General features: G+C 71.9%; 10 protein-coding genes, 1 tRNA gene and 1 pseudogene. 5 read left to right on the forward strand and 7 right to left on the reverse strand.

What is annotated here, in order from left to right; translation table 11 throughout:
* Positions 1–26: 26 nt before the first annotated feature.
* Together rlmB and OFY01_RS17775 are read left to right on the forward strand one after the other, a co-directional pair.
* Positions 27–968, forward strand: a complete 942-nt coding sequence (rlmB, locus tag OFY01_RS17770) for a 23S rRNA (guanosine(2251)-2'-O)-methyltransferase RlmB (RefSeq protein ID WP_266601047.1) — start codon at positions 27–29, stop codon at positions 966–968.
* A 127-nt stretch (positions 969–1,095) separates the two neighbouring features.
* On the forward strand, positions 1,096–2,754 hold the full coding sequence (locus OFY01_RS17775; RefSeq protein ID WP_266601128.1) for a DoxX family membrane protein: 1,659 nt from the start codon (positions 1,096–1,098) through the stop codon (positions 2,752–2,754).
* A 159-nt stretch (positions 2,755–2,913) separates the two neighbouring features.
* Here OFY01_RS17775 and OFY01_RS17780 read toward each other — a convergent pair whose 3' ends face one another.
* From OFY01_RS17780 to OFY01_RS17790, 3 genes are all read right to left on the reverse strand, one after another.
* A complete protein-coding gene (locus OFY01_RS17780) occupies positions 2,914–3,681 on the reverse strand; it encodes a nucleotidyltransferase family protein (protein WP_266601049.1) in 768 nt (255 codons plus the stop codon).
* A gap of 197 nt (positions 3,682–3,878) precedes the next feature.
* Positions 3,879–4,337: a hypothetical protein gene (locus OFY01_RS17785; protein ID WP_266601050.1), complete on the reverse strand. Its 459-nt coding sequence runs from the start codon at positions 4,335–4,337 to the stop codon at positions 3,879–3,881.
* Positions 4,338–4,560: 223 nt separating this feature from the next.
* The gene (locus tag OFY01_RS17790) at positions 4,561–5,697 is read right to left on the reverse strand and encodes an ABC transporter ATP-binding protein (RefSeq protein ID WP_266601052.1); all 1,137 of its coding nucleotides are present in this window, start codon (positions 5,695–5,697) and stop codon (positions 4,561–4,563) included.
* Between the two features lie 226 nt (positions 5,698–5,923).
* On the opposite strand from OFY01_RS17790, the gene OFY01_RS17795 reads away from it, so the two are divergent.
* Positions 5,924–5,997, forward strand: a tRNA-Thr gene (locus OFY01_RS17795).
* 100 nt (positions 5,998–6,097) lie between these two features.
* Here the strand turns inward: OFY01_RS17795 and OFY01_RS17800 are convergent.
* Positions 6,098–7,639: an NAD(P)/FAD-dependent oxidoreductase gene (locus OFY01_RS17800; RefSeq protein ID WP_266601054.1), complete on the reverse strand. Its 1,542-nt coding sequence runs from the start codon at positions 7,637–7,639 to the stop codon at positions 6,098–6,100.
* Positions 7,640–7,792: 153 nt separating this feature from the next.
* On the opposite strand from OFY01_RS17800, the gene OFY01_RS17805 reads away from it, so the two are divergent.
* Positions 7,793–8,551 (forward strand): DsbA family protein, encoded by a 759-nt coding sequence (locus OFY01_RS17805; RefSeq protein ID WP_266601056.1) that lies wholly within the window; start codon positions 7,793–7,795, stop codon positions 8,549–8,551.
* 15 nt (positions 8,552–8,566) lie between these two features.
* Here OFY01_RS17805 and OFY01_RS17810 read toward each other — a convergent pair whose 3' ends face one another.
* The 3 genes from OFY01_RS17810 to OFY01_RS17820 form a co-directional block, all read right to left on the reverse strand.
* Entirely contained in the window at positions 8,567–11,545 is a 2,979-nt protein-coding gene (locus tag OFY01_RS17810) for a polysaccharide lyase family 8 super-sandwich domain-containing protein (protein ID WP_266601058.1), read from the reverse strand.
* Between the two features lie 297 nt (positions 11,546–11,842).
* The gene (locus tag OFY01_RS17815) at positions 11,843–12,754 is read right to left on the reverse strand and encodes a glutaminase (RefSeq protein WP_266601060.1); all 912 of its coding nucleotides are present in this window, start codon (positions 12,752–12,754) and stop codon (positions 11,843–11,845) included.
* Positions 12,755–12,758: 4 nt separating this feature from the next.
* The gene (locus OFY01_RS17820; protein ID WP_266601062.1) at positions 12,759–13,460 is read right to left on the reverse strand and encodes a rhomboid-like protein; all 702 of its coding nucleotides are present in this window, start codon (positions 13,458–13,460) and stop codon (positions 12,759–12,761) included.
* On the opposite strand from OFY01_RS17820, the pseudogene OFY01_RS17825 reads away from it, so the two are divergent.
* A pseudogene (locus OFY01_RS17825) lies at positions 13,452–13,952 on the forward strand (aminoglycoside phosphotransferase family protein); the annotation flags it as partial. The gene OFY01_RS17820 and the pseudogene OFY01_RS17825 overlap by 9 nt on opposite strands.
* Between the last annotated feature and the right edge of the window lie 132 nt (positions 13,953–14,084).

A 14,084-nucleotide genomic window follows, 5' to 3' on the forward strand; every position in this document is an offset into this window, starting at 1 on the left:
CCACACCCGTAAGAGACAGGTAGGTCATGGCCGCCAACAGCAACCGTCGCATGTCCGGCAAGAAGGGCGCGCAGGTCGGCAGCGGTGGCAAGCGGCGCCGCGGCCTTGAGGGCAAGGGCCCCACGCCGCCCGCCGAGATGCGCAAGGGCCACAGCAAGCAGCGGGCCGCGCAGGCCAAGGCGCGCCGCACCCAGGGCCGTCCCAGCGGCGGGCCGCGCGGCAAGGCCGCCTCCGAGATGGTCGTCGGGCGCAACCCGGTCGTCGAGGCGCTGCGCGAGGGCGTGCCCGCGACGACGCTCTACGTCCAGCAGTTCATCGACAACGACGAGCGGGTCCGCGAGGCGTTGCAGCTCGCCGGTGAGCGCGGCGGCATCCACCTCATGGAGGCGCCACGCCCCGAGCTCGACCGGATGACCAACGGCCTCAACCACCAGGGGCTCGTCCTCCAGGTCCCGCCGTACGAGTACGCGCACCCGGAGGACCTCGCCGCCGCCGCGTACGACGCGGGCGAGGACCCGCTGATCGTCGCGCTCGACGGGGTGACCGACCCGCGCAACCTGGGCGCGGTCGTCCGTTCGGTGACGGCGTTCGGCGGGCACGGCGTGGTCGTGCCGGAGCGGCGCGCGGCCGGGATGACGGCCGGGGCGTGGAAGACGTCGGCCGGGACCGCGGCCCGTACTCCGGTCGCGCGGGCCACGAATCTGACCCGGGCCCTGGAGGCGTACAAGAAGGCGGGCATCGCGGTCGTCGGGCTCGCGGCGGACGGCGAGCACGCCGTCGGCGACCTGGAGGCCCTTGAGGGGCCCGTGGTGATCGTCGTGGGCAGCGAGGGCAAGGGCCTGTCGCGGCTCGTCGGCGAGACGTGCGACTTCCGGGTACGGATTCCGATGCCCGGCGGCGCCGAGTCGCTGAACGCCGGTGTGGCGGCGGGTGTCGTCCTCTACGAGGCGGCGCGGCGGCGCGGCTGAGGGTTCCGCCCGGTGCCGAGCGGTTCCGCCCGGCCGGTCCCGGCCCCCTGAACGGCCTTGACGCGGTCCGGACATTTCGGTGGGGTCAAGGCAGTGTCCTAAACACACATCACTCGGTTAGATGAGTGTGGACACCAGAACGCCCCGCACACCCTCGGGGGACCGCTCGTCGGGATTCGACGACGCACCCGCGCTGAGCATGGTGAAGGTTCCGTGCGACCCGGCGCAGGTCATCGTCGCGCACGCGAGTTTCCGCGTGCGGCTCCCCGCGGTGCAGCGGACCCAACTCCCGCGTATCACACGGCATGTGAACGCCCTGGGCCCGTCCAGGGCCGACGCGTCGACGACGCGCATCCCCGTCATCACCGCCGCCGGTACGCCGGGCGCGCGGCGGCGCCCCGTCGTCATGAGCGGCGGCGACCTCGCCGCCAGCGGGCTGTTGCAGACCGCGCGCCGAGTGGGCGATGCCGACGCCGACCAGTCCGCCGGTGCCACGCAGGTCCTGCCGCGTGTCGGCGACGGCGACCTCGGCGACGAACTCGGCCTGTACGCCGACGAGTCACGGGCCGACGGCGCCCGGACCGAGGGCGCCCGGACCGAGGGTGCCCGGATCCTGCCGCACATGCGGCAGGCCGGCAGCGCCTTCGAGGAGACCAGCGAGCTCGACCGCGTCCAGTACGTGGGCGACGCGGACGGCGACGACGGCGACGACGAGGACGGCACGGACGCCGGGCCCCAGACGCCCGCGGCCCGCCGCTACGGCCCGGTCCGGCACGCCTACTTCCCGGACCGCCGGATGAACCTCGGCGTGGTGCTGCTCCCGCTCCGCGTCTTCCTCGGCTTCATCTCCATCTACGCGGGCATGGGCAAGCTCTGCGACCCCGTCTACTTCGACGGCGGCGAGCGCGGCTCCATGGTCAAGTGGCTGAACTCGCTCCACCCGTGGCAGCTGGCCGAGCCGCTGCGCGACTGGGCGTTGCAGCACCCGGTCGGCGCGGGCCTGGCCATCGCGTTCCTCCAGGTCGTCGTCGGCGTGCTGACGGTGCTCGGCCTGTGGCAGCGGCTCGCCGCGTCGGTCGGGGCGCTGCTGTCGGCGGCGCTGCTCGTCACCGTCAGCTGGAAGACCGTGCCCGCGTACGACGCGCCGGACATCATCTATCTGGCCGCGTGGTCACCGCTGATCATCGCCGGTGCGCCGGTCTACTCGTTCGACGGCCGGTTCGCGAGCGGCGCCTGGCGGCGGCTCGGCCCGCGCGCCACGCTGTGGGAACTGCGCCGTTACGTGCTGCGCCGCGGCACGGTCCTGGCGACCCTCGTGATCGGCTGCACCCTGCTGATCGGCTCGCTGCTCGGCGGCGCCGTGCGCGACGCCGACCGGGTCACCGTGCCAGGTCCCGGCGAGGCGCCGCGCAACGAACTGCCCGGCTCCCCGCTGCCCTCCGAGCCCGGACACCACCACCGGCACGCCTCCTCGTCCCCGTCGGCCGCGCGGACGCCGACGCAGGGCACCACGGCGAGCCCGTCCGACACGCCGAGCGCCGCGCGCCGGACGGCGGGCGGCAGCACCAGCGGCCCCGGTACGACGACGCCGACCACGACGCAGGGCGCCACCACGGGCGCGCCGCAGCAGTCCTCGCCGCAGCGGCCGCCGTCGAGCAGCAGCGCCGGCCCGACGTCGAGCGGCGGCACGTCGAGCGCCGGGACGTCGACGACGGGCGGGTCCGGCGGTTCGACGAGCGGCGGCGGCGACACGAAGGGCCTCGTGGGCGGCCTGCTGGGCGGCTGACGGCGCCGTTCGCCGTCTTCTCCGTCTTCTCCCTCTTCGCTGTCGTCTCCGTCGTCTCCGTCTTCGTAGTCCTCTCCACGTCCTACGCCGACGGGCCCCGCACACACCAGGTGCGGGGCCCGTCGGCGTACGCGGAGCGGGGTGAGTGGTCGGCCGGTCTCAACGGCCCGTCGCGGCAAGCTCCTTCGCGGCCTCCGTGAGGTCCTTGGCGGTGTCGATGGCCCGCCAGTAGGCGCCCTGGGGGAGCGGGAAGCCCGCGAGCCGCTTGGCGCGGGCCAGGCGCGGGAACGTGGTGCGCTCGTGGTCCCCGACGTCGGGGAGCAGCGAGGCGAACTCGGCGGAGAAGACGTACACGCCCGCGTTGATCAGGTAGGGGGACGGCGGCGCCTCGACGAAGTCGGTGATGTGGCCGAACGCGTCGGTCTCCACGGCGCCCCACGGGATGCGCGGCCGCGCGAGGGCCAGGGTCGCCGTCGCCTCGCGCTCGGTGTGGAACTCGGCCATCTCGCGCAGCGAGAACCGGGTCCAGATGTCGCCGTTCGTGGCGTACCAGGGCTGGTCGGGGTGGGGCAGGTGGGCGGCGGCGAACTTCAGGCCGCCGCCACGGCCCAGCGGCTCCTTCTCCACGACGGTGGTGACGCGCAGCGGCAGTTCGGCCGCCGCCAGCCACTTCTGGAGCACCTCGGCGAGGTGGCCGCAGGAGACGACGGCGTCCGTCACGCCCTCCTCGGCGAGCCAGGCCAACTGGTGGCCGATGATCGGCGTGCCGGTGCCGGGGATCTCCACCATCGGCTTGGGCCGGTCGTCGGTGTACGGGCGCAGCCGCGAGCCCTGGCCCCCCGCCAGGACGACGGCCTGGACGACGGGGCGGTGCGGTGGGTGCGGGTAGGCGTGCGGGCCGTGCGCGGCCGGTTCAGCGGTCGTCATGACCGGAACTGTACGTGCGCACGGCCCGTGGAGCCGCAACCGGCTTGTCCGACGGCGGAAAACCAGAAGCCGGAAACCAGGAGTCCGAAACCAGGATTCGGAAACCAGGAGTCCGAAACCGGGAGCCGGGAGCCGGGAGCCGGGAGCCGGGAGCCGGGAGCGGGAAGCGGGAAGCGGGAAGCGGGATGCAGGTTGGCTCAGGCGTGGAAGCCCGCCACGCCGGAGGCGAAGGACGTGTCGCAGACGGGCCGGGCGTACGACTGGGCGCGCACCGGGCCGTAGACACGCACGGCGGCGCGGCCGAGGGCCTTCGCGATGGACCGGCAGTGCTTGGCCAGCGACGGCCTGCGGTCGACCTCCTCCTGGAGATGAGTGAGGGCGACTCCCGGGTTCTGCTCCTGCAGTTCGGCCAGGAGGCGGTCGCGCAGGACGTCCTGGGGGGCGCGAGGCTTGGCGCGCGCGGAGACGTCCTGTGAGGAAGCTGTGAGGACGGAGTCCGACGAGCTTCCCGACCAGTTGACTCGGGTGACCGCGAGGGTCCCGGAGAGCACCAGCATCACCGGCAGGACGAAGGCGAGCGTACGGGCGGCGCGGCGGGCGGGGCCCTGGCCCCGGGCACGGCGCGACTTCTGGGTGTAGGTAGCGGAGTGCGTCACGCGAGTGAGAGTAGCGCTAGGTGATGATTTGGAGACATTTAGTCACTCGACCGAGCGACTGAAATCGAGGTTTCTTCTTTGTTCGGTTGACGACGGACCGGCAAATGTCCGGGTTGCCGGGGTATTTGTCGACAACGTGACCGAACGCGAACGGGGCCCGCACCGAGTGCGGGCCCCGTTCGCGTTCGTCTCGTCGTGTCTCGTCTCGTGGCGCCTCGTCGGCTCAGTCGGAGAGCCGCTCGCCCGTGGACGTGGCGAACACGTGGGTCTCCCCCGGGCGCGGCACGACGTGCAGCTTGGCGCCCTTGCCCGGGACCTGGCGGCCGTTGACGCGGACGACCAGGTCCTTGTCCTCGTCGCCGACGCGCGCGGAGCCGTAGACGTAGCCGTCGGCGCCGAGTTCCTCGACGACGTTCACGCTGACCGCGAGACCGGCGGGCGCGTCGGACGCCTCCTTGTTGAGCGACTTGGCCGCCTCACCGCCCTGCTCGACGATGTCGAAGTGCTCGGGCCGCACGCCGACGGTGACCGTGCGGTCGCCCTTGTCCTGGGCGGCCTTGAGGGCGTCGCGGTTGACCGGGACGACGGAGTTGCCGAACTTCACGCCGCCGTCGGTGATCGGCACCTCGACGAGGTTCATGGCGGGCGAGCCGATGAACCCGGCGACGAACAGGTTGGCCGGCTTGTCGTACATGTTGCGCGGCGAGTCGACCTGCTGGAGCAGACCGTCCTTGAGGACCGCCACACGGTCGCCCATGGTCATGGCCTCGACCTGGTCGTGGGTCACGTACACGGTGGTGATGCCGAGGCGCCGCTGGAGGCCGGCGATCTGCGTACGGGTCGACACGCGCAGTTTGGCGTCGAGGTTCGACAGCGGCTCGTCCATGAGGAACACCTGCGGCTCACGCACGATGGCGCGGCCCATGGCGACACGCTGGCGCTGACCGCCGGACAGGGCCTTCGGCTTGCGGTCCAGGTACTCCGTGAGGTCGAGGATCTTGGCGGCCTCCTCGACCTTGGCCCGGATCTCCGCCTTGTTGACGCCCGCGATCTTGAGCGCGAAGCCCATGTTGTCGGCGACGGTCATGTGCGGGTACAGCGCGTAGTTCTGGAACACCATGGCGATGTCCCGGTCCTTGGGCGGCAGGTGCGTGACGTCGCGCTCCCCGATGCGGATCGCTCCGCCGTTGACGTCCTCGAGGCCCGCGAGCATGCGCAGGGAGGTCGACTTTCCGCAGCCGGACGGGCCGACGAGGACGAGGAACTCGCCGTCCTCGATCTCGATGTCGAGCCCGTCGACGGCGGGCTTTTCGGTCCCCGGGTAGATGCGGGTCGCCTTGTCGAACGTGACAGAAGCCATGGCTGTGAAGCCCCCTTCACCGGCAGGAACGTGCCGGACGATCCGAGTAAAGGTGGTGACCCACCGTGGCTGGTGCCGCGGCGGGGAGTAGCACTGGTGTAGTCCACGCGAGTGAACTGATCGGACGGTACCCGGGGGGTGGGCGGTCTGTCAGTACCCGGTGGATATCGAATTCGGCGAAATTTTCGACGGCGGCGGCAGCGGGTGTGGTTAAACTGCTCAGGTCGCCTCCTTAGCTCAGCTGGTCAGAGCGCCGCTCTTGTAAAGCGAAGGTCGTCGGTTCGAATCCGACAGGGGGCTCTCGGGTGGAACAGCGCGAACGCCCCGGCCGGTGATCGGTCCGGGGCGTTCGGCGTGAAGAGCGCCGGTGCCGACCGGCCTGCCCGCGCCGCCACCCGTCTCAGTGCCGCCCCGCCACCCGGTCCGCCACCCGTGCCAGGCGGGAGGACTCGGCGGTGTGGGTCAGGAGTTCGCGGCGGTCGGCCGCGTGGTACGTGGCGTACATGCCGTGGACGCCCAGCCAGCGCAGCGGCTCCGGCTCCCACTTGCGCACCTTGTGGTTGACCCAGGGGAGCGTGGTCAGGTCGGTCGGGCCCGCCTGCCCCGCGTCCTGCTGGACCAGGTCGCGCAGGGTGCGGGCGGCGAGGTTCGCCGTGGCGACGCCGGAGCCGACGTAGCCGCCCGCCCAGCCCAGGCCCGTCGAGCGGTCCAGGGTGACCGTGGCGCACCAGTCGCGGGGGACGCCGAGCACGCCCGACCAGGCGTGCGCGATCCGGACCCCGGCCAGCTGCGGGAAGAAGCGGGTCAGGATGTCGGTCAGCTCACGCACGGTCCCCGGGTGCGTAGTGCCGTCGTTGTCCGTGCGGGAGCCGTAGCGGTACGGGTGGCCGCGGCCGCCGAGGGCGATGCGGTCGTCCGCGGTGCGCTGTGCGTACATGTACGCGTGCGCCATGTCGCCGAGGGTCTCGCGGCCCTCCCAGCCGATCGACTCCCACTGTGACGCCGTCAGCGGCTCCGTCGCGATCATCGAGGAGTTCATCGGCAGCCACGTGCGGTGCTGGCCCTTGAGGGAGGCCGTGAAGCCCTCGGTGCAGCGCAGCACGTAGGGGGCGCGGACCGTGCCGTACGGGGTGATCGCGTGCTTGGGCTTGATCTCCGTGACCGGCGTCGACTCGTGGATCGTGACGCCGAGTTCCTCGACGGCCCGCGCCAGACCCTTGACCAGTTTCACCGGGTGCAGTCGTGCGCCGTGCGGCGTCCACGTCGAGCCGACCACGCCCGCGACGCGGACGCGCTCGGCGGTCTCGCGCGCGCCGTGCAGGGTGCGGTCCTTCTCGCCGTACGTCAGCTCCGCCTCGTGGAACGCCTTGAGACGGGTCAACTGGGCCGGAGTGTAGGCGACTTCCAGTACGCCGCCGTGGTGGATGTCCGCGTCGATCGACTCGGCGCGGGCCACGTCGACGACCTCGGTGACCGTCGCGTTCATGGCCTGCTGGAGGCGGACGGCTGCCTCGTGGCCGTGCAGCTTGGCGTACCGGTCGCGGCCCGCGATGCCGTTGTAGAGCCAGCCGCCGTTGCGGCCGGAGGCACCGTAGCCGCAGAACTTCTGCTCCAGGACGGTGATGCGCAGGAAGGGGGAGGCCCTCTTGAGGTAGTAGGCCGTCCACAGGCCGGTGTAGCCGCCGCCGACGATGACGACGTCGGCGCTCGCGTCGCCGGTGAGGGGCTCACGGGAGGGCGGGATGCCGTCGTCGGCGTACCAGAACGATATGCCGCCGTTGACGGTGCCTGTGCCTGTGCCTGTGCCTGTGCCTGTGCCTGTGCCTGTGGCTGCGCCTGCGCCTGTGGCTGCGCCTGTGCCTGCGCCTGCGCCTGCGGCCGTACTGCCGGTGCTGTTGCCCGCGCTGCTGCCGCTCGTACCGCTGTTCGTACCGCTGCTCATGGCCGGGGACGTTACTGGGCCGGAGTGTCGGATGGGGAGATGTGCGGGGCGTTCGTCCCTGGGGTTCGGGTCCTTCGGCGCCCTTGCGGGCCGGTCCGGCCGCCTAACTTGGCATGGTCTGGCCCGGTCCGGCTATTTCGGGAGGTTCATCTCATGAGGATCGCGACACCGGCACGTGCCGTGGGCGCCGTCGCGGCCGTCGTGGCGCTCGGGATCGGCGTGAGCGCCTGCTCGTCAGGTTCCGCGGGTTCCGCGGGTTCCTCGGGCGCGTCGGACTCCTCCGCCGCTTCGGCCGGTACGGTCGCCACCGAGGCACGGCCCGCCGCCGACGTGGACACGCTCAAGAAGCTGCCCGCGCGCGTGGACGGAGGCGTGATCACCGTCGGCGATCCGAAGGCGCCGCACACGGTGAAGGTGTACGAGGACGCGCGCTGCCCCTTCTGCAAGAAGTTCGAGGAGGGCGGGGCGCGGGCGCTGGCCGCCCCGGCCGCCAAGGGCGAGGTGAAGATCGAGTACACGATCGCCTCGTTCCTCGACAACAACCTCGGCGGCTCGGGCTCGGTGAAGGCCGCGAACGCGCTGCGCGCCTCCGTGGAGGCGGGCAGGTTCGCCGAGTACCACGCCGCCGTCTACGCCAACCAGCCCGACGACGAGACCGACGACGTGTACACGGACGCGTTCCTGCTGAAGATCGCGGACACCGTGGACGGGCTGCGGGGCGCCACGTTCGACAGGGCCGTGAAGGACACCTCGTACAAGAAGTGGGTCGACACGGCGATGGAGTCGTTCCGCGACGACGGCGTGCAGGCCACGCCGACCGTCCGCGTCGACGGCGAGAAGCCGGGCGGCGAGGGCGACATGTACGGCGAGGCGTCGTTCGCGAAGGTGCTCGCGGCGGCGGGGATCTCCTAGGGGCTGTCCGGGGGATCAGGTCGTGATCGCCTCCAGTACCGGGGTGTTGCCGCCGGCCGCGCGGCCATGGAGGATGGTCGCCAGGCCGGCCTTGTTCAGTGGCTCCCAGATGGCGAGCGCGACGGTTCCGTCGCCCCCGGCGGACGGCATCGCGGCGGCGACGGCGCTGGTGACGTCGAGCCCGACCCAGTCGTACGCGGTGGAGACCATGCCGGTGCCGAGGGCCGCGCCCAGGGCCGGCCGCGTGTTCCATGTGACACCGGTCTCCGACCAGCCGTCGGAGGTGAGGGCGAACGCCTGCACGGTGGTCTGGTCGCCGCCGGAGTCCTCGACGTTGCCGTACGCCCACAGGATCGCTCGGGAGACGGTTCCGGTCAGGCCGGAGACGTCGAACTTCAGCAGGGACTGCCGGTCGTAGCCGCTGCCGCTGGAGTTGACGTTCTTGACGACCAGGGTGGCCAGGTCGCCGTAGTTGTCCGTCGCGTACGAGCCGTCGCGCACGTAGGCGGCGGCGGTCGCGGGGAGTAGGCTCGCGGTGCGGGAGACGGCCGATCCTGACGTGGTGAGGGTGGCCGTCCGGCTGGCGCCCCGTGTGCCGCCCACCTCCGCGAGCAGCCTGACGGCGCCCGAGGTGGACAGCACGGTGACTCCCGAGGTGTCGGTCACCGCGGCGTAGCCGGAGCGCGCGACGGTGACCTCGACGGTGGACGAGGCGCGCGAGGGGTCGGCGACGGCGACCGTCATCGTGCCGCCGCTCTCCTTCACCAGTACCGAGCAGGGCGCGGAGACGGTGATGGGCCCGGCGGTCCCCGCGGCGAAGAAGTTGGCCATGGTCAGGCCGGCCGAGGAGTCGGTGACGGCCTGGACGGTGGCGGTGTTGGACAGCACGGTGGCGGTGGGGGAGGCGGCGCGCGCGGCGGCCTGGGCGGGGGTCGCGCCCGGCATCAGAAGGTAGCTGTAGTCGGCGTCGGCCGGGTCGGTTCCGTGGTCGAACCACATGGTGACGTAGTTGCGGGTGTAGGGGGTGGTCGAGCTGTTGGTGTTGATGTCCGACCAGGCGGCGGTACGGGCCTCCCGTTTGACGTCGACCGTCGCCCCGCCCGGGAAGACCCAGGCGCCCATCCCGTTGATCGCCATGTACCCGCACCCGGTGAAGGTGTGGCTCCAGCCGAGGGTGCTGGGCTGGACGGTGCCGTCGACGGTGAAGTCCTGATGGTTGTTGGCGCCCAGATTGCGGTTGTCGACGGTGGTCTGCACGGTGGTCCCGTCGGAGCTGGTGATGCCGGCGCCGAGGCACATGATGGAGTCGTCCAGGCAGAACCAGGACTTCTTGCCCGCCAGCGTGGAGTTCAGGCCGCGCACGTCCTGGCCGACTGCGGAGTACGTGCCGTCGGTCGCGCCGCCCGCCCAGGTGGCGTCCGGGTGCGAGCCTCCCCAGGCGCCGCCGGCGGCGTCGGCGAGGGCGAGGGTGGAGACGGTGGTGCCGGGCAGGCGGTAGGGGTCGACGGTCGGCCAGAAGTGGTCGGAGTACTGGCCGTTGCCGTAGGTGTCGCCGTACCAGTAGAGCATGCCGCTGTTCTGGTGCCAGCCCTTGAGGTTCTCGCCGTTGCCGTGCTCGTAGAACGTGGTCCGTGACGAGCACATGCTGATCTGCGCGGCCCAGCCGGGGCGGCGGTGCACGGCCCGGTCCATGCCGAAGACCTGGCTGCCCACGGGCTCGGGCGCGGCGGAGACCGTCGAGTCGTCGAGTACCGCCTGTGCGCGGGCCAGTTCCGGTATGCCCAGGGACACGTCGTCCAGGTACGACAGGTAGTAGTCGCGCTGGATCCAGCCCTTGACCATCGACTTCCAGGTGCCGGCCTGGGCCGACGACGGCGCGCCGCTCTCCGCGAGCCGCAGGACGGCGGCGACGAGCCCGTGGCCGCGGGTCTGGTCGCTCTCCAGGTAGGCGTTCGTGGTGCGCCAGTAGCCCCGGCTGATGCCTCGGCCGGAGACACCGTCCATCACCAGGCCGTTGTACAGGAACGGCGCGTACGAGTCGGTGACGGCGCTGAACAGGTTCTGCACGGCGGGGTCGGTGATCGCCCAGGTGGTCCCGGCGAGCAGGGTGAGCAGCTTGCTGAGCCCGTCGATCAGCACCACGCCGTATCCGCCCGTGTAGGGGACGTAGGTGTGCTGGACGAAACTGCCGTCGGCGTACAGGCCGTCGCCGGTGATGACGTACGGGAAGACCGGCGAGAGCGCGGTCCTGGCGGTGGCGATCTTGGCCGAGTCCTTGCCGATCACACCGCGCAGGGCGAGTACACGGCACAGGTCGACGCGGTTGGCGCCGGTGCTGGTGCCGTCGTACGAGGAGACGGCCGAGTCGGGGACATAGGTGTCGATCGCCGCGGTGCAGGTGCCGATCTGGCTGGAGGTGAGCTGTGAGTACACCAGCGTGCACAGGTCGAGGAGGGCCTCGGGGGAGCCGATCTGCCAGTCCCACCAGTTGTCGTAGGTGGTGCCCGCGGGCCGGTAGGCGTTGGCGGACATCCAGTCGAGGCCGGTGACGATGTCGGAGCGGAGGGTGGAGTCGCCGGTGAGGCCGGTGCCGGGCTGGACGTAGGCGAGCGCCATCGTCCTCAGCCGCGTGTAGCTGGCGGTCATGTGGGCCGAGACGCTGCCGATGGGCAGATCGGACCAGAGCGAGGAGGTGCCGCTCGCCGACATCGAGTTCTGGTAAGTGCTCGCCTCGGAGCCCAGGGTGGCGAGCGCGGTCGAGAACGGCGCCGACGCGGCGTCGAACCCGGAACCGGTGAGCAGTCGCAGCCAGGTGGCGCGCATGCCGTCATAGGTGTCCGCCGCCCAGGCTTCGGCGGACGGCAGCAACCAGGGTGCGGCGGCGGCCAACGCGGTTCCGGAGGCGCCCAGTTGCAGCAGGCGGCGTCTGCTCAACGGGCGGGGCGAGGGGCTGTGCTCCTGGCCGTGCCCTCTGTGGTGTCCAGCGGCGTTCATATGGCCTCCTTGCCATAGACGTCCGAATGGATGATCCGAATGGATGAAAAGAGGAGAGGTGGCCGGAGGGTAAGCGCTTACCATATGGGGCGTCAATTGCCCGGTCGAGGCGCGTGGGCCGCGCGGGGCCGACGCGGGGCCGACGGTGCCGAGGTCGTCATGGCCGTTGAGCACGTACGGACCTGCGTCCGAACCTGTGCCCGGACCTGTGTCAGACCTGTGCCCGGACCTGCGTCAGACCTGTGCCCGGACCTGCCTCAGACCTGTGCCCAAATCTGGGTCCGGCCCCGCGTCGGCCTAGAAGACCGACCATCCCGTGAGCGTGGTCAGCGCGTCGAGCGCGGCCACGCCCAGGACGGAGTTGCCCGCGGTGTCGAGCCCCGGGCTCCACACGCACACCGTGCCGCGCCCCGGCAGCACCGCGAGGACGCCGCCGCCCACGCCGCTCTTGCCGGGCAGCCCGACGCGGTAGGCGAAGTCGCCCGCCGCGTCGTACGTGCCGCAGGTCAGCAGCACGGCGTTGATCCGCTTGGCCTCGCTGCGGGTGAGCAGGCGGGAGCCGTCGGCGCGGGTGCCGTGCCGGGCCAGGAAGAGGCCCGCCAGGGCGAGGTCGCGGCAGCCGGCGGCGATGGCGCAGTGGGCGTAGTAGTGGGCGAGGACGTCGTCGACGGGGTTGCGCAGGTTGCCGTAACCGGCGATGAAGTGGGCGAGCGCCGCGTTGCGGTGGCCGTGGTCGGCCTCGGAGGCGGCCACGGCGGCGTCGGTCGCCACGTCCGGGTTTCCGGACTCGGCGCGCAGGAAGTCCCGTACGGCGCCCGCCGCGTCGCCGGTCAGTTCGAGGAGCCGGTCGGTGACGACTACGGCGCCCGCGTTGATGAACGGGTTGCGCGGGATGCCGTGCTCGGACTCCAGCTGCACCAGCGAGTTGAACGGGTTGCCGGACGGCTCCCGGCCCACCCCGCGCCACAGCTCGTCCCCGCCCTCGGCGAGGGCGAGCGCGAGGGTGAAGAGCTTCGAGACGGACTGGATGGAGAACGGCCGCTCCCAGTCGCCGACCCCGAACACCTGCCCGTCCACGGTCGCCAGCGCCATGCCGAAGGCGTCCGGGTCGGCCGCGGCGAGCGCGGGGATGTAGTCGGCGGCCCGCCCCCGGGCGGGCGCCCGGCGGGCGCTGTCCCGCACGTCGTACAGAAGCCCTTGGTAATCCACCGGATCATTGAATCCCACCCCGCCCGCCCGCGGAGACCGAGGTGCGGTGCAGGGGGTCCCAGGGCTTTCCCCGGCCGCGTACGAGCGGGTAGCAGGCGAGGCCGATGAGGACCGAGGTGAAGTGGCCGAGGTCGGTGAAGGTGCGGCCGGTGACGAGCGGGGCGGCGTACAGGGCGAGGACGACGGCGAGGTACGCGTACCGCCAGGGCGTCGCGATCCGGTACGTCAGCACGGCCACGACACCCGCGAGGGCGTAACTGACCCCCACGTCGAGGGTGTTGACGGCGGACGCGGGCGCGTGCCCGTGCTGGATCGCCCACAGCAGGGCGCCCTGGCTGATGAGCGTGGCCAGGACGTGCGAGGCGGCGGCGACGGTGAACCAGCGCAGGGTGCCGAGCCAGCGTTCGGCCTGCGCGTGGAAGACGGTGTAGAGCAGGGCGTACGGCCACCAGGTGCTGCCGTCGATCCAGAACGCGGAGGAGACGAGCACCCGGACCGGGTTGCGCGACAGCTCGTGCAGGTTGGTGGAGCGCTGGCGCAGGAACTGCTCCTCGAAGCGCGGGTCCATGTGGTGCACGGCGACGGTCGTCACGAAGAGCGCGGCGAGCCACAGATACGTGCCGGGCGCGCTGCGGACGTACCCCCACACAGGTGCCCCCACGGACGTCGCGACGGACGTACGCACGCGGTGGAGAAAATGACGCATGCTCGATTGAGGCACGTCGGTAGGGTCGGGGCCGTGATCGACATTCCGGCGGGGCTGATCGAGTCCCAGTACGCGTACGCGGGCGAGCCCGGACGCGCGTTCGTAGCGGCGCTGCCGGGACGGGTGGCGGAGTTCGCCGACCGCTGGGAACTGGACGTCGACGGTCCCCCGATGCACGGCATGGCGGCGCTGGTGCTGCCGGTGGTGCGGCGCCGCGACGGGGTGCGGGCCGTGGCGAAGTTCCAGCACCGTGACGAGGAGACCGAGGGCGAGCCGGTCGCGCTGCGCCGGTGGGGTGGCCGGGGAGCGGTGCGCCTGCTCGACCACGACGAGGCGACGGGCACGATGCTGCTCGAACGGCTCGACGCGGGCCGGATGCTGAGCACGGTGCCGGACACCCGGGAGGCGGTGCTCGTGATCGGCGGCCTGCTGGCCCGGCTGACGGCGGAGCCCGCGCCGCCCGGCGTGCGGCGCCTGTCGGACGTCGCGGCGCGGATGCTCGCCGGGGCGCCGGGGGCATTGCCGAGGATCGCGGACACGGAGCGGCGCCCGCCCTGTCCTGGCGCCCGCCTTGCCCCGGCGACTACCTCGCCCCGACTCCCGCCTCGCCCCGGCGACTACCCT

The sequence above is a fragment of the Streptomyces beihaiensis genome (genome assembly GCF_026274175.1).
Taxonomy (GTDB): domain Bacteria; phylum Actinomycetota; class Actinomycetes; order Streptomycetales; family Streptomycetaceae; genus Streptomyces; species Streptomyces beihaiensis.

Bases quoted from the DNA above. Each gene is read 5' to 3' on its own strand.
- rlmB (WP_266601047.1), top strand. From the start codon at position 27: ATGGCCGCCAACAGCAACCGTCGCATGTCCGGCAAGAAGGGCGCGCAG.
- OFY01_RS17780 (WP_266601049.1), bottom strand. From the start codon at position 3,681: ATGACGACCGCTGAACCGGCCGCGCACGGCCCGCACGCCTACCCGCAC.
- OFY01_RS17790 (WP_266601052.1), bottom strand. From the start codon at position 5,697: ATGGCTTCTGTCACGTTCGACAAGGCGACCCGCATCTACCCGGGGACC.
- OFY01_RS17800 (WP_266601054.1), bottom strand. From the start codon at position 7,639: ATGAGCAGCGGTACGAACAGCGGTACGAGCGGCAGCAGCGCGGGCAAC.
- OFY01_RS17805 (WP_266601056.1), top strand. From the start codon at position 7,793: ATGAGGATCGCGACACCGGCACGTGCCGTGGGCGCCGTCGCGGCCGTC.
- OFY01_RS17810 (WP_266601058.1), bottom strand. From the start codon at position 11,545: ATGAACGCCGCTGGACACCACAGAGGGCACGGCCAGGAGCACAGCCCC.
- OFY01_RS17820 (WP_266601062.1), bottom strand. From the start codon at position 13,460: ATGCGTCATTTTCTCCACCGCGTGCGTACGTCCGTCGCGACGTCCGTG.